This is a genomic window from Stenotrophomonas indicatrix, assembly GCF_050573115.1.
Lineage (GTDB): Bacteria > Pseudomonadota > Gammaproteobacteria > Xanthomonadales > Xanthomonadaceae > Stenotrophomonas > Stenotrophomonas lactitubi_A.
On sequence record NZ_JBNYZT010000006.1, the window covers coordinates 287067 to 308204 of the forward strand.

Annotated in this window: 20 protein-coding genes and 1 pseudogene; 16 read left to right on the forward strand and 5 right to left on the reverse strand. The window is 66.0% G+C overall.

From position 1 onward, the window contains the following. Positions 1-196 precede the first annotated feature (196 nt). From ACQ5SA_RS15800 to hslU, 9 genes are all read left to right on the forward strand, one after another. The gene (locus ACQ5SA_RS15800; RefSeq protein ID WP_499314891.1) at positions 197-2329 is read left to right on the forward strand and encodes a S9 family peptidase; all 2133 of its coding nucleotides are present in this window, start codon (positions 197-199) and stop codon (positions 2327-2329) included. A 56-nt stretch (positions 2330-2385) separates the two neighbouring features. Continuing rightward, entirely contained in the window at positions 2386-2808 is a 423-nt protein-coding gene (locus tag ACQ5SA_RS15805; RefSeq protein ID WP_499314893.1) for a YbaN family protein, read from the forward strand. Between the two features lie 68 nt (positions 2809-2876). Then, complete coding sequence (gene lptM / locus ACQ5SA_RS15810) at positions 2877-3116, forward strand: LPS translocon maturation chaperone LptM (RefSeq protein ID WP_499314895.1); 240 nt, start codon at positions 2877-2879, stop codon at positions 3114-3116. Then, entirely contained in the window at positions 3109-3960 is an 852-nt protein-coding gene (dapF, locus tag ACQ5SA_RS15815; protein WP_499314896.1) for a diaminopimelate epimerase, read from the forward strand. Before lptM ends, dapF begins: the two co-directional genes overlap by 8 nt. Continuing rightward, positions 3957-4631, forward strand: a complete 675-nt coding sequence (locus tag ACQ5SA_RS15820) for a DUF484 family protein (RefSeq protein ID WP_100462415.1) — start codon at positions 3957-3959, stop codon at positions 4629-4631. Before dapF ends, ACQ5SA_RS15820 begins: the two co-directional genes overlap by 4 nt. Positions 4632-4647: 16 nt before the next feature. Further along, entirely contained in the window at positions 4648-5541 is an 894-nt protein-coding gene (xerC, locus tag ACQ5SA_RS15825; protein WP_353100876.1) for a tyrosine recombinase XerC, read from the forward strand. A gap of 77 nt (positions 5542-5618) precedes the next feature. Beyond that, complete coding sequence (locus ACQ5SA_RS15830) at positions 5619-5819, forward strand: DUF3079 domain-containing protein (protein ID WP_032976581.1); 201 nt, start codon at positions 5619-5621, stop codon at positions 5817-5819. A gap of 74 nt (positions 5820-5893) precedes the next feature. Continuing rightward, complete coding sequence (gene hslV, locus ACQ5SA_RS15835; protein ID WP_025877284.1) at positions 5894-6445, forward strand: ATP-dependent protease subunit HslV; 552 nt, start codon at positions 5894-5896, stop codon at positions 6443-6445. A 76-nt stretch (positions 6446-6521) separates the two neighbouring features. Further along, on the forward strand, positions 6522-7901 hold the full coding sequence (hslU, locus tag ACQ5SA_RS15840) for an ATP-dependent protease ATPase subunit HslU (RefSeq protein WP_100553593.1): 1380 nt from the start codon (positions 6522-6524) through the stop codon (positions 7899-7901). Between the two features lie 110 nt (positions 7902-8011). Here hslU and smeT read toward each other — a convergent pair whose 3' ends face one another. Continuing rightward, positions 8012-8671, reverse strand: coding sequence for an efflux transporter SmeDEF transcriptional repressor SmeT (smeT, locus tag ACQ5SA_RS15845; RefSeq protein ID WP_499314899.1), 660 nt, complete (start codon positions 8669-8671; stop codon positions 8012-8014). A gap of 227 nt (positions 8672-8898) precedes the next feature. Between smeT and smeD the strand changes: the two genes are divergently transcribed. From smeD to smeF, 3 genes and pseudogenes are all read left to right on the forward strand, one after another. Then, on the forward strand, positions 8899-10080 hold the full coding sequence (smeD, locus tag ACQ5SA_RS15850; RefSeq protein WP_099820612.1) for a multidrug efflux RND transporter periplasmic adaptor subunit SmeD: 1182 nt from the start codon (positions 8899-8901) through the stop codon (positions 10078-10080). Between the two features lie 12 nt (positions 10081-10092). Then, positions 10093-13218, forward strand: a complete 3126-nt coding sequence (gene smeE, locus ACQ5SA_RS15855; RefSeq protein WP_499314901.1) for a multidrug efflux RND transporter permease subunit SmeE — start codon at positions 10093-10095, stop codon at positions 13216-13218. A gap of 110 nt (positions 13219-13328) precedes the next feature. Beyond that, positions 13329-14723: pseudogene (gene smeF, locus ACQ5SA_RS15860) on the forward strand (multidrug efflux RND transporter outer membrane subunit SmeF); the annotation flags it as partial. A 9-nt stretch (positions 14724-14732) separates the two neighbouring features. Here the strand turns inward: smeF and ACQ5SA_RS15865 are convergent. From ACQ5SA_RS15865 to ACQ5SA_RS15880, 4 genes are all read right to left on the reverse strand, one after another. After that, the gene (locus tag ACQ5SA_RS15865) at positions 14733-15155 is read right to left on the reverse strand and encodes a low affinity iron permease family protein (protein WP_230112566.1); all 423 of its coding nucleotides are present in this window, start codon (positions 15153-15155) and stop codon (positions 14733-14735) included. A gap of 72 nt (positions 15156-15227) precedes the next feature. Continuing rightward, entirely contained in the window at positions 15228-15554 is a 327-nt protein-coding gene (locus ACQ5SA_RS15870) for a hypothetical protein (RefSeq protein ID WP_089236961.1), read from the reverse strand. Between the two features lie 75 nt (positions 15555-15629). Then, positions 15630-15890, reverse strand: coding sequence for a hypothetical protein (locus tag ACQ5SA_RS15875; RefSeq protein ID WP_499314903.1), 261 nt, complete (start codon positions 15888-15890; stop codon positions 15630-15632). 198 nt (positions 15891-16088) lie between these two features. Further along, on the reverse strand, positions 16089-16541 hold the full coding sequence (locus ACQ5SA_RS15880; protein ID WP_005411083.1) for a nucleoside deaminase: 453 nt from the start codon (positions 16539-16541) through the stop codon (positions 16089-16091). A gap of 80 nt (positions 16542-16621) precedes the next feature. Between ACQ5SA_RS15880 and ubiE the strand changes: the two genes are divergently transcribed. The 4 genes from ubiE (at position 16622) to ACQ5SA_RS15900 (ending at position 20972) form a co-directional block, all read left to right on the forward strand. Next, positions 16622-17383: a bifunctional demethylmenaquinone methyltransferase/2-methoxy-6-polyprenyl-1,4-benzoquinol methylase UbiE gene (gene ubiE, locus ACQ5SA_RS15885; protein WP_025877269.1), complete on the forward strand. Its 762-nt coding sequence runs from the start codon at positions 16622-16624 to the stop codon at positions 17381-17383. Positions 17384-17567: 184 nt separating this feature from the next. Continuing rightward, on the forward strand, positions 17568-19496 hold the full coding sequence (locus tag ACQ5SA_RS15890; RefSeq protein ID WP_353099470.1) for a M1 family metallopeptidase: 1929 nt from the start codon (positions 17568-17570) through the stop codon (positions 19494-19496). A 127-nt stretch (positions 19497-19623) separates the two neighbouring features. Then, positions 19624-20355: a hypothetical protein gene (locus ACQ5SA_RS15895; protein WP_499314905.1), complete on the forward strand. Its 732-nt coding sequence runs from the start codon at positions 19624-19626 to the stop codon at positions 20353-20355. Between the two features lie 2 nt (positions 20356-20357). After that, a complete protein-coding gene (locus ACQ5SA_RS15900) occupies positions 20358-20972 on the forward strand; it encodes an HAD family hydrolase (RefSeq protein ID WP_353099473.1) in 615 nt (204 codons plus the stop codon). Positions 20973-21138 lie beyond the last annotated feature (166 nt).

Below are 21138 nucleotides of genomic sequence, written 5' to 3' on the forward strand. Positions count from 1 at the left end.
TAGTGCCGGCCGCTGGCCGGCAACCGCATGGGGCTGTTTATCCCGAGGCTGCCGGCCAGCGGCCGGCACTACCGGCGCGCACCGTGACGATCCGCAGGGTTGCCGCTTCGCCGCGATTGGGGTCAGATCCCTTTTCGGGAAAAGGGATCTGACCCCGTCGAAGACCATTGCATTGAAGCACCTGGAGCCTTACTTCATGAAATCCACTCTCTGCCTGTTGCTTGCGAGCCTGATGACCAGCACCGCTACCGCCGCCACCCCGCCCGTTCCGCCGGATGTTGAGAAGCGTCCGCACGTGGTCAAGGCGCCGTTCGGCGCGACCCGCAACGATGACTATTACTGGCTGCGCGACGACAAGCGCGAGGACAAGGCGATGCTGGCCTACCTGCAGGCCGAGAACGCCTACGCCGACCAGCTGCTGGCACCGCTGAAGCCGCTGGAGGATGCGCTGTACGGCGAGATCGTCGGCCGCATCAAGCAGGACGATGCCAGTGTGCCGGCGCGCGAGCGCGGCTACTGGTATTACAGCCGCTACGAAACCGGCCAGGACTATCCCATCCATGCGCGCCGCAACGCCAGCATGGACGCGCCGGAGGAAGTCCTGCTCAACGTCAACACGATGGCTGCCGGCAAGGGCTATTTCAGCGTCGGCTCGATGGAGGTCAGCCAGGACAACCAGCTGCTGGCCTGGGCCGACGATGACGTGGGTCGTCGCCAGTACATCATCCGCTTCAAGGACCTGCGCACCGGCGCGGTGCTGCCGGACACGATCACCGGCACCTCCGGCGACCTGGTCTGGGCCGACGACAACCGCACCGTGCTGTACGTCGAGAACGATCCGGAAACCCTGCTGACCGTGCGGGTGAAGAAGCACGTGCTGGGCACCCCGGCCAGCGCCGACACCGTCGTCTACGAAGAAAAGGACGACAGCTTCTACATGGGCATCGGCCGCACCCGCGACGATCGCTTCATCACCATCGGCGTGCACAGCACCGTGTCCTCCGAAGAGCGCTACGCGCCGGCCGGCGACCCGACCACGTTCACCGTGCTCGCCCCGCGCCAGCGCGACGTGGAGTACGACGCCGACCACTACGATGGCCGCTGGGTGATCCGCACCAACGATGGTGCGAAGAACTTCAAGCTGGTGACCGCACCGACCGACGCCACCTCGCGCGCGCAGTGGAAGGACTGGATCGCCCATGACGATGCAGTGTTCATCGAAGGCTTCGAACTGTTCGATACCTACACCGCCATCGCCGAACGTTCCGAAGGCCTGGAGCGCATCCGCCTGCTGTTCAAGGACGGTCGCAACGACTACGTGAAGGCTGACGAACCGGCCTATTCGATGGGCCTGGGCGACAACACCGAGGCTGACACCACGTGGCTGCGCTACGTCTACACCTCGATGACCACGCCGACCACGGTGTACGAACTGAACACCGCCAACGGCGAGCGTCGCCAGCTGAAGCAGCAGCCGGTGATCGGCTATGACGCCTCGAAGTACGAGACCGACCGGGTCTGGATCACCGCGCGCGACGGGGTGAAGGTGCCGGTGTCGCTGGTCTATCGCAAGGGCTACAAGAAGGATGGCACCGGCGCGCTGTTCCAGTACGCCTACGGCAGCTACGGCATGTCGATGGACCCATACTTCAACCAGACTGCGGTGAGCCTGCTCGACCGTGGCGTGGTGTACGCCATCGCCCACATCCGCGGTGGCCAGGAAATGGGGCGCGACTGGTACGAGAACGGCAAGCTGCTGCACAAGCAGAACACCTTCAACGACTTCATCGACGTCACCCGTGGCCTGGTCGCACAGGGCTGGGCGGCGAAGGATCGTGTCGCCGCGTCTGGTGGCAGTGCCGGTGGCCTGCTGATGGGCGCCATCGCCAACCAGGCGCCACAGGATTACCGCGTGCTGGTGGCGCAGGTGCCGTTCGTGGACGTGGTCACCACCATGCTCGACCCGACCATCCCGCTGACCACCAACGAGTACGACGAGTGGGGCAACCCCGAGCGGAAGCCGTATTACGAGTACATGCTGTCCTACTCGCCCTACGACAACGTGAAAAAGCAGGCCTATCCGTCGCTGTTCGTGGGTACCGGCCTGTGGGATTCGCAGGTGCAGTACTGGGAGCCGGCCAAGTGGGTGGCCAAGCTGCGTGATGACAACACCGGCCACTTCCCGATCCTGTTCCGCACCAACATGGAAGCCGGCCACGGCGGCAAGTCCGGGCGCTTCCAGCGTTACCGCGAACTGTCCGAGTCGTATGCGTTCGTGCTGCAGCAGCTGGGCATCGAAACGCCGGTTGCCGGCGCTGCGACGGAATGACGCATCGTGGCGGCGGTGATATCGCCGCCGCCACCTGCGCTGGGTATCCTTGCGCGATGAGCCTGCCCGAACCGCCCGCCACCAAGAACCTGCCAGCGCCCACCCGGCCGGTGCGGTTCCGTTGGGCGTGGTGGCTGCTGGCCTATGCCAGCCTGGGTACCGGCATCGTCGGCATCTTCGTGCCGGGGCTGCCCACCACCGTATTCATCCTGATCTCGGCCTGGGCCGCCTCGCGCGGCTCCGAGCGCCTGCACCGCTGGCTGCTGCAGCACCCGCGCTTCGGCACGGCCATCGCCAACTGGCAGGCACATGGTGCGGTCAGCCGCTACGGCAAATGGATGGCTACGATCACCATGGCGGTGTGTGCCGGCATCATGCTGTGGTGCGTGCCGGTGGCCTGGGTGAAGTGGCTCTCCATCGGCAGCATGACCGTGGTGGCGATCTGGCTGTGGACCCGTCCGCTGCCACCGGCCGATTGATCTCTCCCCCCGGGCATGGCGCGGCACCCTGCACCAACCGCTCAGCCGCCAATGGCTATACTCGGGGCATGAACATCCCCCATCGCAATGTCATCCTGATTCCGCTGGCAGCGGCCTCGCTGCTGTTCCTCGCCGCTTGCGGCAACAAGGGCCCGCTGGTGCTGCCGCAGAAGCCGGTGCCGGTGGAAGAAACCGTCGAACCGGCCGCTGATGCCGACACCACGCCCGCAGCCACCCAGAACATCGGTGACGGCAGTCCGTCGGTAACCCCGGATCCGGCCAAGAAGGTGGACGACGGGAATGAGTAAGGCCGGTACCAACGGCCTGCGCTTCAGCAAGATGCACGGCGCGGGCAACGATTTCGTAGTGATCGACCTGCGCGACGGCACCCCGCCGCCCACCCCGGAACTGGCCGCACGCCTGGCCGACCGCCATACCGGCGTCGGCTGCGACCAGATCCTGACCATCGAGCCGCCGCGCGCCGAAGGCTCGGTCGCCTCATACCGCATCTGGAACGCCGATGGTTCCAATTCCGAGCAGTGCGGCAACGGCGCGCGCTGCATCGCTGCCTGGCTGGTACGCGAAGGTAGTGCGCAGGGTGATCGCTTCGTGATCGACAGCCCGCTGGCCAGCCACGCCGTGGATGTCCTCGGCGATGGCCAGTACGCGGTGGCGATGGGCGTGCCGCTGTTCGAACCGGCGCAGGTGCCGCTGATCGGCTTCGCCCACCCGCGCGAGGAATACCTGCTGCCACTGCAGGGTGAGACCGTGCGCTTCGCGGCGGTGTCGATGGGCAATCCACACGCGGTGATCGAAGTGGGCCTGGTCGACGCCGCACCGGTTGAGCGCGTGGGTGGATTGCTGCAGCAGCATGCCTCGTTCCCGAAGTCGGTGAACGTGGGCTTCGCGCAGGTGATGGGCCCGGAACATGTGCGCCTGCGCGTGTTCGAGCGCGGCGTGGGTGAAACCCTGGCCTGCGGCAGTGGCGCCTGCGCGGCTGCGGTGACCCTGATGCATCGCGGCCGCCTGCAGCGCGATGCGCGCATCAGCCTGCCCGGTGGCGACCTGCGCATCCAGTGGCCGGGCGATGGCCAGCCGGTGGTGATGGCGGGCCCGACCGCATTCGTCTTCGAAGGGGAGTGGATCGCATGACTGAGACCGTCGACAAGCTCGGTGCCCATGAAGTCGCCGCCTGGTTGCGGCGTCATCCGGGCTTCCTCAAGCAGTTCCCGGACCTGGCGCTGACCCTGGTGGTGCCACGCGATGACGGCCCGACCGCATCGCTGGCCAGCTACCAGCTGGAAGTGCTGCGCGAGAAGAACCGCGAGCTGGCGCGACGGTTGGCCGACCTGGGCGCGACCGCGCAGGTCAACGAGCGGCTGGCGGTGCGCACGCATCAGCTCACCCTGGCCCTGATGAAGCAGGACAACGCCGCCGATACGCTGCGTGCGATGGCGGCATCACTGCAGGAAGACTTCGCCGGCGATCTGGTGCGGCTGGTCGTGCATGCGCCGGTAGCCGGGCTGGAGCAGGCCGAGTGGCTGCAGGTGCTGGCTGCCGATGATGCGCAGCTGGGCCCGTTCCGCGACTGCCTGAAGGATGGCGAGCCGATCTGTGGCCGCCTGCAGAGCGACAAGAACGCGGTGCTGTACGGCGCGCGCAGCGAGGAAGTGCAGACCACCGCGCTGCTGCCGTTGCCGGGCGTTGGCTTGATCGCGGTAGGCAGCCATGATCCGAACCGCTTCTATCCCGGCATGGGCACGCTGTTCCTGCGGATGATGGGCGAGGCCCTGGTGACCGGGCTCAAGCGCTTCGCGGATTGAGCGGGAAACGACGACGATGAGCGCGGTGCAGGCGTTCCTGCAGCACCTGCAGGTGGAGCGGCGGATGTCGGCGCATACGCTGGATGCCTACCGCCGCGACCTGGACGCATTGTCGGTGTGGGCCGAACCCCGCGGCGTGGCCGTGGAGGCGCTGGATACCGACGCGGTGCGCCAGTTCGTTGCCGACGAACATCGCCGTGGTCTATCTGCCAAGAGCCTGCAGCGCAGGCTGTCGGCCTGCCGCAGCTTCTATGCCTGGCTGCTCAAGCATGGCCGTATCGAGGCCAGCCCGGCAGCGACGCTGAAGGCGCCGCGTGCGCCACGACGGCTGCCGCAGGTGCTCGACGCCGACGAAGCCGTGCAGCTGGTTGAACTGGAACCGGAAGGCGAGCTGGGTCGTCGTGACCGCGCGCTGCTGGAGCTGTTCTATTCGTCCGGCCTGCGCTTGAGCGAAGTCTGCGCGCTGACCTGGCGCGATCTGGATTTCGCCAGTGGCCTGGTCAACGTGATGGGCAAGGGCAACCGGCAACGTCGCGTTCCCTTCGGAAAGCCGGCACGCGAGGCGCTGCTGACCTGGCGCAGCGAAAGCGGCGGTGGCCCTGCCACACCGGTTTTCCCTGGCCGCAACGGGCCGATCAGCCAGCGCGCGGTGCAGATCCGCATCCGCCAGCTGGCGCAGCGCCAAGGCCTGTTCAAGCACGTGCACCCGCACATGCTGCGGCACAGTTTTGCCAGCCACATCCTGGAATCCTCCGGCGACCTGCGCGGTGTGCAGGAACTGCTCGGCCATGCCGACATCGCCACCACGCAGATCTACACGCACCTGGATTTCCAGCACCTGGCCAAGGTCTACGATGCCGCGCACCCGCGCGCGAAGCGCCGCAGTGACAAGAGCGGAAAGCCTGAATAGCGTGGTCTTGATTTCAGTCAGGGCAGCGTAGGGGCGACCGGCGCATCGTGGCCGCAGGCCACGAAGAGATGCCGACCATGGCAAAGCCCATTCCGCTGCGTCCCAAGCACCCCGAGCGCATCTGCTGGGGCTGCGACCGTTACTGCGCCGCCGATGCACTGGCCTGTGGCAATGGCTCAGGCCGCACCCAGCACCCCATCGAAACCCAGGGCGAAGACTGGTACGTGGCATGGGGCATTGAGCCGAATCCGGACCGGCCTTCGCAGGCCAAGCGCTGAACGGCAGCTATCGGCACGGGCTTGATCGCTCCGGCGGCTGTCCCCATGTCCCGTGAACAGCTATCGGAGGCCGCATGGACCCCAGTCAGAATCCCACCGTTTTCCACGCCACCACCATCGTCTGCGTTCGTCGCGGCGAGCACGTGGCCATTGCCGGCGACGGCCAGGTCACCCTCGGCCACACGGTGATGAAGGGCAACGCACGCAAGGTCCGCCGCCTCGGCCGCGATGGCCAGGTGCTGGCCGGCTTCGCCGGTGCCGCCGCCGATGCCTTCACCCTGTTCGAGCTGTTCGAGGCCAAGCTGGAAAAACACGGCCAGCTGCAGCGCGCTGCGGTGGAGCTGGCCAAGGATTGGCGCACCGAGCGTCGCCTCGGCAAGCTTGAAGCCCTGTTGGCCGTGGCCGACAAGGAAACCTCGCTGATCATCAGCGGCACCGGCGATGTGATCGAGCCGGAGGACGGCATCATCGCCATCGGTTCCGGTGGTTCGTATGCACTGTCCGCTGCACGCGCGCTGATGGCGCACACCGAACTGGACGCACGCACCATCGCCAGCGAAGCGATCAACATCGCCGGCGACATCTGCATCTACACCAACCGCAACGTGGTGGTCGAGGAGCTGTGACGGGGAACCGTCACAGGCATTCCCGATCCGCCGGGCATGGCCCGGCGCTACCGACAACGAATCCGTGAGCACACCCATGCCGCACAAGATCGAAGTTTCCTCCGCCACCATGACCCCGCGCGAGATCGTGCAGGAACTGGACCGGCACATCGTCGGCCAGCATGACGCCAAGCGCGCGGTCGCCATCGCCCTGCGCAACCGTTGGCGCCGCATGCAGCTGCAGCCCGAGCTGCGCAACGAAGTCATGCCCAAGAACATCCTGATGATCGGCCCGACCGGCGTCGGCAAGACCGAGATCGCGCGTCGCTTGGCCACGCTGGCCAACGCGCCGTTCGTCAAGGTCGAAGCGACCCGCTTCACCGAAGTCGGCTACGTCGGCAAGGACGTCGAGCAGATCATCCGCGACCTGGCCGATACCGCCGTCAAGCTCTACCGCGAGCAGGCCAAGGTGCGCGTGCGCACGCAGGCCGAAGAGCGCGCCGAAGACCGCATCCTCGATGCGCTGCTGCCGCGCCGCAGCGGTGGCATCGGTTTCGACCCGGAGGCGGCGCGCAACGAACCGTCGGCCCAGGACAACGAGACCCGCATCAAGTTCCGCAAGATGCTGCGCAATGGTGAGCTGGATGATCGCGAGATCGAGCTCGACCTGACCGCCAACGTCAGCATGGACATCATGACCCCGCCGGGCATGGAGGAAATGGGCCAGCAGCTGAAGTCGATGTTCGCCAACCTCGGCGGTGGCGCCAAGGCGCACAAGCGTACGCTGACCATCAAGGCCGCGCGCCCGCTGCTGCAGGAAGAAGAAGCCGGCAAGCTGGTCAACGAGGACGATATCCGCACCGCCGCGATCGAAGCCTGCGAGCAGCACGGCATCGTGTTCATCGACGAGATCGACAAGGTCGCCAAGCGGGGTGATGCAGGCTCGTCTGGCGGTGATGTCTCCCGCGAAGGCGTGCAGCGCGATCTGCTGCCGCTGGTGGAAGGTTCCAACGTGTCCACCAAGTACGGCACGATCAAGACCGACCACATCCTGTTCATCGCATCGGGCGCGTTCCACCTGGCCAAGCCCAGCGACCTGATCCCCGAGCTGCAGGGCCGCTTCCCGATCCGCGTGGAGCTGGGTGCGCTGAGCAAGGCGGATTTCGTGCGCATCCTGACCGAACCGAAGGCTGCGCTGACCAAACAGTACGAAGCGCTGTTGGCCACCGAAGGCGTCAAGGTCAGCTTCACCACCGATGCCATCGACCGCCTGGCCGAGATCGCGTTCCAGGTGAACGAGCGCCAGGAGAACATCGGTGCGCGTCGCCTGCACACCGTGCTGGAGCGACTGCTGGATTCGCTCAGCTACGAAGCGCCGGATCGCGATGGTGAAACCCTGGTCATCGACAGTGCCTATGTCGATGCGCACCTGGGTGAGCTGGTGCAGGATCCGGACCTGAGCCGTTACATCCTGTAACCGGGAATGCGAAAAGGCCGCCGAAAGGCGGCCTTTTCTTTGAGGTGCGTTGCTCTGGTAGTCGCCGACCTTGGTCGGCATACAAATGGCATGCCGACCAAGGTCGGCATCTACCGCTCCGGCAGCGGCTCCGGCACCGAACCCGGTACGAACACGCCTTCCTTCACGTAGGCGGCCAGGGTCATGTCCAGCGCCAGCATGCCATCGCGCTTGAGGTCCATCAGGTCCGGCTCGACCATCGCCCCATGCAGCACGCCGAGCACGGTGGCGTGCAGCATGCGCGCGGCAATTTTCGGGTCGGCACCGTCGCGCAGCTGGCCCAGGTCCTGTGCACGGCGCAGGGCACGTTCCATCCGGTCCAGGGCGTCGCGGAAACCGCTCTGCTGCAGTTCGGTCAGCACCCTGGTGTCGGCGGAGGCATCGCTGCGCAGCATGATCTCCATGGTCTTGCGCAGGCGCTCGTCCTCGGACAGCTCGATGAACGAGTGGATCATCACTGCGCGCAGGTCATGCACCGGCGTGTCGCGCTGGTCGCTGGAGGTGCGCTCCAGCTCCTGCATGAAGGGCAGGTGCACCCGCTCGACGATCGCGGTCAGCACCTCGCCCTTGTTCTTGAAATGCCAGTACACGGCGCCGCGGGTGTAGCCGGCGCGGGCACCGATCATCTCCAGCGTGGTCCGGGCCACGCCGTGTTCGTGGAAACAGGCTTCGGCGGCATCCAGGATGCCTTCGCGGGTTGCCTGGGTGTCCTCTTTGGTTTTGCGGGCCATGAGCGGGTACGGGTGCAGGTGAAACGTGGCTGAATTGTACTTCTTTACAAACAAACACGCATGTATGTATATTTCCTTCCCATCATTCCCGTCGTGTGCGTGGCAGGCCTGTCCTGGCTCCCACTCCACCCGGGTGGGCGCTGTTCGCGCGGTCTTCACTCCTGCAAGGGGAGGGTCCGTCGTATCAGCACCTGCTGAGATCCCTCCCTCCAAGAGCCATTCCCATCATGTTGCTGAGCCGAATCCGACCCTTCGCGTTGTCGCTGGCGATCGCTGCCACCGTCGCTGCCTGTGGCGGCCAACCCCAGGCGCCCGAACAGGGGCCGGGCCAGGTCAGCGTGGTCACGCTGAAGTCCGAAACCGTCGGCCTGACCCGTGAGCTGCCGGGCCGCACCAATGCCTTCCTGGTGGCCGAAGTGCGCCCGCAGGTCAACGGCATCGTCGCCAAGCGGCTGTTCACCGAGGGTGGGATGGTCAAGGCCGGCGAGCCGCTGTACCAGATCGAGGACGCCAGCTATCGCGCCCAGGCCAACAGTGCGCGTGCACAGCTGGCCCGCGCCGAAGCCACCGCCAATGCGGCGCGGCTGAGTGCCAAGCGCATCACCGAGCTGGCCAAGGTCGACGCGGTCAGCCAGCAGGATCTGGAAAACGCAGTGGCCGCGCAGAAGCAGGCCGAGGCCGATGTCGGCGCCGCCAAGGCATCACTGGATGCCGCCAACGTGACCCTCGGTTATGCGCGCATCACCGCGCCGATCAGCGGCCGCATCGGCAAGTCCAGCGTCACCCAGGGCGCGCTGGTCAGCGCCGGCCAGGCAACTGCGCTGGCGACCGTGCAGCAGCTGGACCCGATCTACGTCGACCTGACCCAGTCCTCGGCCGAGCTGCTGCAGCTGCGCCGCGAACTGGCCGCCGGCCGCCTGCAGGACAACCAGCAGACGCCGGTCAGCATCCTGATGGAAGACGGCAGCACCTTCGAACACAAGGGCACGCTGGAGTTCTCCGAAGTCAGCGTCGATCCGGCCACCGGCAGCTTCGCGCTGCGGGTCAAGGTCGACAACCCCGACGGACTGCTGATGCCGGGCATGTACGTGCGCGCGGTGATCGGTGGCGGTGTGCGCAGCGACGCCGTACTGGTGCCGATGCAGGGCATCGCCCGCGATCCGAAGGGCGATACCAGCGCGATGGTGGTCGGCAAGGACAACAAGGTCGAAGTGCGCCCGGTCAAGGTCAGCCGCACCGTCGGCGACAAGTGGCTGGTCGAGGACGGACTGAAGGCCGGCGACAAGGTCATCGTCGAAGGCCTGCAGAAGATCGGCCCGGGCATGCCCGTGAACGCCACCGAACAGGGCGCCGCCCCGGCCAAGCCGGCCGCCGCCCAACCTGCAGCTGCGGCCGCAGGCGCGAAGTAAGCGGAGAACCCCATGGCACGTTTCTTCATTGATCGACCCATCTTCGCGTGGGTCATTGCGATCATCATCATGCTCGCCGGCGGCCTGGCCCTGTTCAAGCTGCCGATCTCGATGTACCCCAACGTCGCACCGCCGGCGGTGGAAATCAGCGCGAGCTACCCGGGTGCTTCGGCCAAGGTGGTCGAAGATTCGGTGACGCAGATCATCGAGCAGAACATGAAGGGCCTTGATGGCCTGATCTACTTCTCCTCCAACAGCTCGTCCAACGGCCAGGCCACCATCACCCTGACCTTCGAGAGCGGTACCAACCCCGACATCGCCCAGGTGCAGGTGCAGAACAAGCTGCAGCTGGCGATGCCACTGCTGCCGCAGGAAGTGCAGCGGCAGGGCATCAACGTGGCCAAGTCCAGCTCGGGCTTCCTGAACGTCATCGCGTTCGTGTCCGAAGACGGCAGCATGGACGCCAACGATATCGCCGACTACGTCGGTTCCAATGTCGTGGACCGTCTCAGCCGCGTGCCGGGCGTGGGCAATATCCAGGTGTTCGGTGGCAAGTACGCCATGCGCATCTGGCTGGACCCGAACAAGCTGCACACCTACGGCATGTCGGTGCCGGAAGTGGTTGCCGCGGTGAAGGCACAGAACGCGCAGGTGGCCATCGGCCAGCTGGGTGGTGCACCGTCGGTGAAGGGTCAGCAGCTCAATGCCACCATCAACGCGCAGTCGCGCCTGCAGACCCCGGAACAGTTCCGCAACATCATCGTGCGCGGCGCGCAGGACGGTGCCGAACTGCGCTTGGGCGACGTTGCCCGCGTCGAGCTCGGCGCCGAGTCGTACGACTTCGTCACCCGCTACAACGGTCAGCCGGCCAGCGGCCTTGCGGTCACCCTGGCCACCGGCGCCAACGCGCTGGATACCGCTGCCGGTGTCGATGAAACCCTGAAGGAACTGGAAGGCTTCTTCCCGGCCGGTCTGAAGGCCGAGATCCCGTACGACACCACCCCGTTCGTGCGTGTGTCGATCAAGGGCGTGGTGCAGACCCTGCTCGAAGCGATCGTGCTGGTGTTCGTGGTGATGTACCTGTTCCTGCAGAACTTCCGCGCCACCCTGATCCCGACCATCGCCGTGCCGGTGGTGCTGCTGGGTACCTTCGGCGTGCTGTCGGTGCTGGGCTTCTCGGTGAACATGCTGACCATGTTCGCGATGGTGCTGGCCATTGGCCTGCTGGTGGACGATGCCATCGTGGTGGTGGAGAACGTCGAGCGCATCATGTCCGAAGAGGGCCTGTCGCCGCTGGAAGCCACCCGCAAGTCGATGAGCCAGATCACCGGCGCGCTGGTGGGCATCGGCCTGGTGCTGTCGGCGGTGTTCGTGCCGATGGCCTTCATGAGCGGCTCCACCGGCGTGATCTACCGGCAGTTCTCGGCGACGATCGTGTCGGCGATGGCGTTGTCGGTGCTGGTGGCCATCGTGCTGACCCCGGCGCTGTGCGCGACCATGCTCAAGCCGCTGAAGAAGGGCGAGCACCACGTCGCCCATAAGGGCTGGTCGGGTCGCTTCTTCAACGGCTTCAACCGTGGCTTCGACCGCACCAGCGAAAGCTACCAGCGTGGCGTGCGCGGCATCCTGCATCGCCCGTGGCGGTTCATGGGCATCGTGGCCGCGCTGTTCCTGCTGATGGGCGTGCTGTTCGTGCGCCTGCCCAGCTCGTTCCTGCCCAATGAAGACCAGGGCGTGCTGATGGCGCTGGTGCAGGCGCCGGTGGGTGCTACCCAGGAGCGCACGCTGGAATCGATCGCCGCGCTCGAAAAGCACTTCATGGAAAACGAGAAGGGTGCCGTCGAATCGGTGTTCTCGGTGCAGGGCTTCAGCTTCGCCGGCATGGGCCAGAACGCGGGCATGGCCTTCGTCAAGCTGAAGGACTGGAAGGATCGTGACGCCGACAATGGCGTGATGCCGATCACCGGACGTGCGATGGCTGCACTGGGGCAGATCAAGGATGCCTTCATCTTTGCCTTCCCGCCGCCGGCCATTCCGGAGCTGGGTACGGCTTCGGGCTACACCTTCTTCCTGAAGGACAACAGCGGCCAGGGCCATGAGGCATTGCTGGCGGCCCGCAACCAGCTGCTCGGCCTGGCGGCCGGCAGCAAGAAGCTGGCCAACGTGCGTCCGAACGGCCAGGAAGACACTCCGCAGTTCCGCATCGATATCGATGTGGCCAAGGCCAGCTCGCTGGGCCTGTCGATCGACCAGATCAACACCACCCTGGCCACCGCGTGGGGCAGTTCGTACATCGATGACTTCATCGATCGCGGCCGCGTCAAGCGCGTGTTCGTGCAGGCTGACCAGCCGTTCCGCATGGTGCCGGAGGACTTCGATCTCTGGTCGGTGAAGAACGACAAGGGTGAGATGGTTCCGTTCAGCGCCTTCGCCAGCAAGCAGTGGGACTACGGTTCGCCGCGCCTGGAACGCTACAACGGCGTGTCGGCCACCGAAATCCAGGGCGAACCGGCCCCGGGCGTGGCGTCCGGTGATGCCATGGCCGAGATCGAACAGCTGGCCAAGCAGTTGCCGGCGGGCTTCGGCGTCGAGTGGACGGCGATGTCCTACCAGGAGCGCCAGGCGGGCTCGCAGACGCCGCTGCTGTACACGCTGTCGCTGATGATCGTGTTCCTGTGCCTTGCCGCGTTGTACGAAAGCTGGAGCGTGCCGACCTCGGTGCTGCTGGTGGCGCCGCTGGGCATCCTCGGTGCGGTGCTGGCCAATACCTTCCGTGGCATGGAGCGCGACATCTATTTCCAGGTGGCGATGCTGACCACGGTGGGACTGACCAGCAAGAACGCGATCCTGATCGTCGAGTTCGCCAAGGAGCATCTGGAGAAGGGCGCGGGGCTGATCGAAGCGACGATGCACGCGGTCCGCGACCGTCTGCGCCCGATCATCATGACCTCGCTGGCCTTCGGCATGGGCGTGCTGCCGCTGGCGATCTCCAGCGGTGCCGGCTCCGGCGCCAAGCGGGCGATCGGCACCGGCGTGCTCGGCGGCATGGTGGTCGGCACCGTGCTCGGCGTGTTCTTCGTACCGCTGTTCTTCGTGGTGGTGCAGCGCGTGTTCAAGAAGCGCAACACCACCGGCTGATTCGAAACGGTAGTGCCGGCCGCTGGCCGGCAACTGCTGATCGCTTGATGTGAATCCAACGAGGTTGCCGGCCAGCGGCCGGCACTACCTCCTGCCATCCGGCAGTACCGATGGAAGTCATCCCCATGAAAAGTGCATCTCTGTTCCTCTCCATCGCTGCGGCACTGGCGCTTGCCGGCTGCGGCACTCTGGCACCGAAGAACACCGCAGTGGCCCCGGCCATTCCGTCGCAGTGGCCGGCGGAAGCCGCACAGGGCGAAGTGGCCGACGCGGCCGCGGTCGGCTGGCGCGACTTCTTCACCGATGAGCGTCTGCAGCAGGTGATCGGCCAGGCGCTGGACAACAACCGTGACCTGCGCGTGGCCGTGCTCAACGTCGAGAAGGCGCGCGGCCAGTACCGCGTGCAGCGCGCTGACCGCGTACCGGGCGTCGCCGTGACCGGGCAGATGGACCGCCGCGGTGGCGACGTACCGGTGACCGAGCAGTTCAGCGCGGGCATCGGCGTGGCCGAGTTCGAACTGGACCTGTTCGGCCGCGTGCGCAACCTGAGCGAAGCCGCGCTGCAGCAGTACTTCGCTGTAGCCGCCAACCGCCGCAACGCGCAGCTGAGCCTGGTGGCCGAGACGGCCACCGCCTGGTTGACCTACGGCGCCGACCAGCAGCGCCTGGCGATCGCCGAAGCAACGGTGAAAACCTATGAGGATTCGCTGCGTCTGGCCGAAGCACGCCATGAGCGTGGCGGCAGTTCGGCGCTGGAACTGACCCAGACCCGCACCCTGGTCGAGACCGCGCGCACCGATGCCGCGCGCTTGCGTGGGCAGCTGGCCCAGGACCGCAACGCGCTGGCGCTGCTGGCCGGTGGCCAGTTGGATCCGGTGCTGCTGCCGGACAGCATCGCGCCGCAGGTGCTTGCGCTGGCACCCCCGCCGGCCGGTCTGCCCAGCGACGTGCTGCTGCAGCGCCCGGACATCATGGCGGCGGAACACCAGCTGCTGGCCGCCAATGCCAATATCGGTGCCGCACGCGCCGCCTTCTTTCCCAGCATCTCGCTGACCGGCAGCATCGGCAGTGGCTCGGGTGAGCTGTCGGGCCTGTTCGACAGCGGTACGCGGGTGTGGAGCTTCCTGCCGAAGATCACTTTGCCGATCTTCCAGGGCGGCAAGCTGCGCGCGAACCTGGCAGTGGCCAACGCCGATCGCGATATCGCGCTGGCGCAGTACGAAAAATCGATCCAGAGCGGTTTCCGTGAAACCGCCGATGCGCTGGCATTGAATGTCAGCCTGGATGAGCAGGCCGCCTCGCAGCAGCGTCTGGTGGAAGCGGCCGAGCAGGCCAATCGCCTGTCGCAGGCGCGCTATGACGCCGGCCTGGACAGTTTCGTCACCCTGCTGGATGCACGTCGTACCGCCTACAACGCGCAGCAGACACAGCTGCAGACGCAGCTGGCGCAGCAGTCCAACCGCATCACACTGTACAAGGTGCTGGGCGGCGGCCGGCACTACCGGTCAGTGCGGTCACACCGCTTCGTCATCCCGCCGCTCGGTGCGGCAGGCGCGTACACGCGAGAGCGCGTCGCCAGCTTCGCGCGCCATCTTCTCGTACTCAGCGCGGATCTCTTCCAGACGCTCTTCGTCCAGCTCTTCCAGGTCCAGCAGCTCGTTGTTGGCCTCGGCGGTGGCGCGGATCAGTTCATCCAGCTTGATCTGCATCGCCGCGGTGTCCGAGTTCTGCGTGTGCTGGATCAGGAACACCATCAGGAAGGTGATGATGGTAGTGCCGGTGTTGATCACCAGCTGCCAGGTGTCGTTGAACTTGAATATCGGGCCACTGATGCCCCACAGCACGACGATCGCCACCGCGGCCAGGAAGGTCCACGGCGAGCCGGTGGCGGCCGCGGCCTTCTTGGCGATCGTATTGAACAGGTTCCTTGCGCTCATCGTCATCGTTCCACGGGAATGGCGATGATCATCGGCACATGGCCGTGCAGGTGCCGTGCAGCAGGCGTGGACTCAGGCGCGCAGGCGCGGTGCTTCCTGGCTGCGCACTGGGCTGGCCAGGTACACATGCTGCCAGCAGCGTTCGACGAATTCGCGGGCCTGCGCTTCGGTCAGGCGCGGCATGATCTGCAGGGCGTACTGGGTCTGGAACAGCTCATCGCGCTGGGCATTGCTGGCGCGCGGTTGGGTGATCAGCGAATCACAGGCGAACTTGATCCACGGCACATAGGTGCCGAACGATGTGTGCGCGAGTGCGCCATCGGCGTGCTGGCGGCGCCAGTAATCCAGCTCCGCATCGACATTGATGACAGGGGGAATGGCGGGAACTTCAGCGTGCATGACGATCCAATCGGTTGAAGGTGAAAGGGAGTGGGGGCCCGTTACAGTCTGGCCCGAACGGTGGTGCATGCCGCGTCAGCGCGATGTGCAGCCAGCGTGGCGATGGCGCAGCAGTTGTGCCTGTTCAACCGCGCCCAGGCGTTCGGCCATACCGGCCATGGCATTGCACAGGCGAACCAGATCGCGGGGATGGTCGTGCAGCAGATCCTGCTGCATGTCCTGGTAGGCGCTCCAGAACGAGGCACTGCGCTTGTGCAGTGCGTATTGCTGCTGCAGTCGGTTCCAGATCGCGGCCAGGGCCGGGTCGCTGGGAGGACGTACGGCATGCGCTTGCATGGTCGGCTCCAACCCGGGCGGGGGCCCGGTTGCATTCCACCCTAGACGTGGCTGCGCAGCAGGATGTTAGTGGCGCGTGTTGACTGCATGCAGCTGACTGCGCAGCAGTTCACGTTGAAGCAGGCAGATGCTGCCGGCACAAGGCTGTGCCGGCACTGAAGCGTTCATCAAGGCGAACTCATCAGGCGTGGCGGATGCTCATTCGCCGATGTCTTCGTTCCAGATTTCCGGATGTTGCGCAATGAAACCGCCCAACAGGTCCACGCATTCCTGGCTGTCCAGGTCGATCACGTTGACGCCGTTTTCGCGCAGCCAGTCGATGCCGCCCTGGAAGGTGCGCGACTCGCCGACCACCACCGTGCCGATGTTGAACTGCCGCACCAGGCCCGAGCAGTACCAGCACGGGGCCAGAGTGGTGACCATGATGGTGTCCTGATAGCGGCGCTGGCGGCCGGCCTTGCGGAAGGCGTCGGTCTCGCCATGCACGGACGGGTCGCCTTCCTGCACGCGGCGGTTGTGGCCGCAGCCGAGCAGGCGGCCGTCGTTGTGGTACAGCGCCGCGCCGATCGGTACGCCGCCTTCGGCCAGCCCCTGGCGGGCTTCGGCAATAGCGGTCTGCAGCAGGGCCTGGTAGTCGGGCGTGGTGATCATGCGGGGCTCCGGTAGGTCGTGGGGCGCCATGATACGGCCAGCGTTCCCCGCAGGGGCCCGGCGGTGCGATAATCAGGGGCATGAGCGAATCCCCCTACAAATCCGGTACCACCCATTTCGGGTTCCGCGACGTTGACGCCAAGGACAAGCAGAAGCTGGTCGGTCAGGTGTTCACGTCGGTCGCGCGCAACTACGACCTGATGAACGACCTGATGAGCATGGGCGTGCACCGGGCATGGAAGCGCTACTACGTAGCCACCGCGCAGGTGAAGCCGGGTGACCGCGTGCTCGACCTGGCCGGTGGCACCGGCGATATCGCCGCGCTGCTGAAGGAGCGGGTTGGCGCCGAAGGTTCAGTGGTGCTGGGCGACATCAACGCCGGCATGCTGTCGGTCGGCCGTGACCGCCTGACCAACCGCGGCCTGGTGCTCGGCCTGGACTACGTGCAGTGCAACGCCGAAGCCCTGCCGTTCCCGGACAACAGCTTCGATCTGGTGACCATCGCCTTCGGTCTGCGCAACGTGACCGACAAGGATGCCGGCCTGCGCGAGATGTTCCGCGTGCTGAAGGTGGGCGGCCAGGCCCGTGTGCTGGAGTTCTCCGAAGTCACTGCGGACTGGTTCAAGCCGATCTACGACTTCCACTCGTTCAAGATCCTGCCGAAGCTGGGCAAGCTGTTCGCCAACGATTCGGACAGCTACCAGTATCTGGCCGAGAGCATCCGCAAGCATCCGCCGCAGGAAGAGCTGAAGGCGATGATGGGGCAGGCGGGCTTCGAGCGCTGCCACTACAAGAACCTGACCGGCGGCATCGTCTCGATCCACTCCGGCTACAAGCTGTAAGTCCGGGTCTCCGGTAGTGCCGGCCGCTGGCCGGCATCCGCACGGACCATCACCGGGCGACGGGGTTGCCGGCCAGCGGCCGGCACTACCAGTGCTGTGGCCGGCCATTACCCCGCACCGCGCAACGCTTCCCGGGCGGGGGAGAGGTACCATTGGGGTTTGATCCCCGTAACGGTCCCGATTCATGCGCAATCCGCTGATGCTCCTTCCGCTGGCCGTGGCCCTGGCCGCCGGCTGCTCCCAGGAGGCGGCCGCACCCGCCGCCGCTCCGACTGCCCAGAAGGCTCCCGCCGCCCCCGTGAACGCCGAAAACCGCAGCCACGATGAAAGCTCGTACGCCGAGCCGGACAAGGTCGTCGTCAAGGACATCGCACTGGATCTGAAGCTGGACTTCGACCAGAAGCAGATCGGCGGTACCGCCACCTACACCCTGGAATGGAAGCAGAAGGATGCCAAGCAGCTGGTGCTGGACACCCGCGAGCTGAGCATCGCCAAGGTTGAAGCAATCGCCGCCGACGGCGCGCGCAGCCCGCTGCAGTTCGTGCTGGCCCCGGTGGACAAGGTGTTCGGCAGCAAGCTGACCATCGAAACCCCGGAGCAGCCGGCCAAGGTCGAGGTGACCTACCACACCGCACCGACCGCGTCGGGCCTGCAGTGGCTGGCGCCGTCGATGACCGAGGGCAAGAAGCTGCCCTTCATGTTCAGCCAGTCGCAGGCGATCCACGCCCGTTCCTGGGTGCCGCTGCAGGACACCCCGAGCGTGCGCTTCACCTACAGCGCGCACGTGGTCTCGCGCCCGGACGTGATGGTGCTGATGAGCGCCGACAACGATCCCAAGGCCGCGCGTGACGGTGATTACACCTTCAAGATGCCGCAGCCGATTCCGTCCTACCTGCTGGCCATCGCAGCCGGCGACCTGGTGTTCGAGCCGATCTCCGGCCGCTCCGGCGTCTGGGCCGAGCCGACCATGGTCAATAAGGCCGCCAAGGAATTCGAAGACACCGAGAAGATGATCGGTGCTGCCGAAAAGCTGTACGGCGAATACCGCTGGGGCCGCTACGACATGCTGGTGCTGCCGCCGTCGTTCCCGTTCGGCGGCATGGAAAACCCGCGCCTGACCTTCGCCACTCCGACCGTGATCGTCGGCGACAAGTCGCTGGTCTCGCTGGTCGCCCATGAACTGGCGCACAGCTGGTCGGGCAACCTGGTGACCAACGCCAGCTGGAAGGACATCTGGCTCAACGAAGGCTTCACCACCTACGTCCAGGGCCGCATCACCGAAGCCCTGTACGGCAAGGAGATGGCCGAGATGGAAAAGCAGATCGACCAGACCGATCTGCTGGCGGAAGTGAAGGACATGAGCCCGGCCGACCAGGCACTGGCGCTGCCGCCGCTGAACGAGCGTGACCCGGACGAAGCCCTGAGCCAGGTGGCCTACGTCAAGGGTTCGTGGTTCCTGGAATTCCTGGAACAGCGCTTCGGCCGTGAAACCTTCGATCCGTTCCTGCGCGGCTGGTTCGATGACCATGCCTTCCAGAGCGCGAATACGGACCAGTTTGTCGAATACCTGAAGAAGAACCTGCTGCCGAAGAATCCGTCGGCGGTCACCGAGGCCGAACTGAAGGCGTGGCTGGACGAGCCGGGCATTCCGACGTTCGCGGCCAAGGCGCAGTCGCGCAACTTCAGCAGCGTGGACACCGCGCGCATCGCCTTCGCCAGCGCCGGCACCGTGCCGAGCAGCCAGGTGATTGCCGAGTGGAGCACCCAGGAGTGGGTCCGCTTCATCGACGGCCTGGGCGCCACCCAGCCGCTGGACAAGCTGGCCACGCTGGACAAGGCCTTCCACTTCACCGGTACCCCGAATGGCGAAATCGCCATGCGCTGGTATCCGCTGACCATCCGCAGCGGTTACGAGCAGGCCAATGAAGCGGCGGCTGCGTTCATCGAGCGTGTCGGTCGTCGCAAGCTGATCCTGCCGATCTACGCCGAACTGGTGAAGACCCCGAAGGGGCTGGAGCTGGCCAAGCAGGCGTTCGAGAAGGCCAAGCCGGGCTACCACCCGATCACCACCGCCTCGGTGCAGGACATGCTGGCCAAGGCTGAAGCCAAGTAAACGGGAGTGCCGACCGCTGGCCGGCAACCCAGACACTGCTTCACCAGCAACGGCGGGGAAACCCGCCGTTGCTGTATCCGCTTTTCGCTGCCGATAGAATCGGGATGCACCCGTAAAGGACTCCGCCATGAAACGACTGATCCTGCTCACCGCCTGCACCCTGGCCCTGGCCGCCTGCAGCAACCCCGAGGAAGAACGCAAGGCGCAGGAGGCCGCCGCTGCCGCCGTGCAGGCGCAGAAGGAAGCCAAGGCCGAAGACGTTGCCAAACAGTACGACATGGCCGTGGCCGCGCAGGACTGGGAACGCGCGCGCCTGCATGGCGCCTCGCTGCTGGACCAGTACAAGGACACCGCCGCCGCCGAGCGCATCGCTGCCGGCTTCGATGAGGTCAAGGCCAAGGGCGACGCCGCGCGCGACCTGCGCCGCATGCAGGGGCTGTGGCAGTACAACCAGATTCCGGTCGGCAGCAAGGGCAACCAGGTGTCGGCACAGATCTTCAGCAAGGAGCGGGTGGATGTGGATGGCAGCGGCGCCAAGCCGGTGCAGCTGGTGTTCCGCGACCATCCCGAATGGAAGCGTCATGCCTACCTGGTGCTGCAGGCCGGCGATTTCCGCTGCCCGCAGTGCACAGTGAAGGTCACGGTGGACGATGGCAAGCCGATCTCCATGGCGGCATGGCGGCCGAAGACCGACGAGGCGATCGCCATGTTCATCACCGACCAGAAGGCGCTGTGGAAGCTGGCGGCCAAAGGCAAGTCGATCAGCATCGAATTCCCGGTCAAGGCCGGTGGCACGCGCACGGCCGTGTTCGAGACCGGTGGCGTGGATGCCAGCCGCATGCCGGCGTGGTGGCATTGACCATGGATGCACGGGTGGCTGCGCCGGCACTGTCGACGATCCGCCACTGGGTGTTCGACATGGATGGCACGCTGACCGTGGCGGTGCATGATTTCGCGCGGATCAAGCGCGAACTGGCGATTCCGCAGGAGGATGACATCCTCACCCACCTGGCCGGGTTGCCGGCCGCCGAGGCCAGCGCCAAGCATGCCTGGCTGCTGGCGCACGAGCGTGATTTGGCCGCTGCGTCCCAGCCAGCGACGGGGGCGGTGGCGCTGGTGCGCGCGCTGCAAGGCACCGGCTGCCGGCTGGGCATCCTGACCCGCAACGTGCGCAGCCTGGCGCAGGTCACCCTGCAGGCGATCGGGCTGGGCGACGTATTTGCCGAAGACGACATCATCGGCCGCGACGAGGCCGAACCGAAGCCGTCCCCCGCCGGGTTGCAGTACTTCCTGCGGCGTTGGCAGGTGGAGCCTTCGCAGGTAGTGATGGTGGGCGACTACCGCTTCGATCTGGAATGCGGCCGCGCGGCAGGCAGCCGCACGCTGCTGGTCAATGCGCCGGACAACCCGTGGCCAGGCATGGCCTGTTGGCACCTGGCCGATTGCGGGGCGGTGCTGGAGCGCTGGCGAGGCTAGCGTGGCGCCCTCTGCGCTGTGGCAGGGGCCAGGGGGGCGCCCACGGCCAACTGCCGACTGTCATCACAGTGTATTGTGCGAGGCCGGCTGGACGTTCTTCGACTGTCCGGCCGGGGGTGAAGCGGGGGCGGTTGGGGAACCGTCGCCGCTCAAGGCCGCGGCCTGA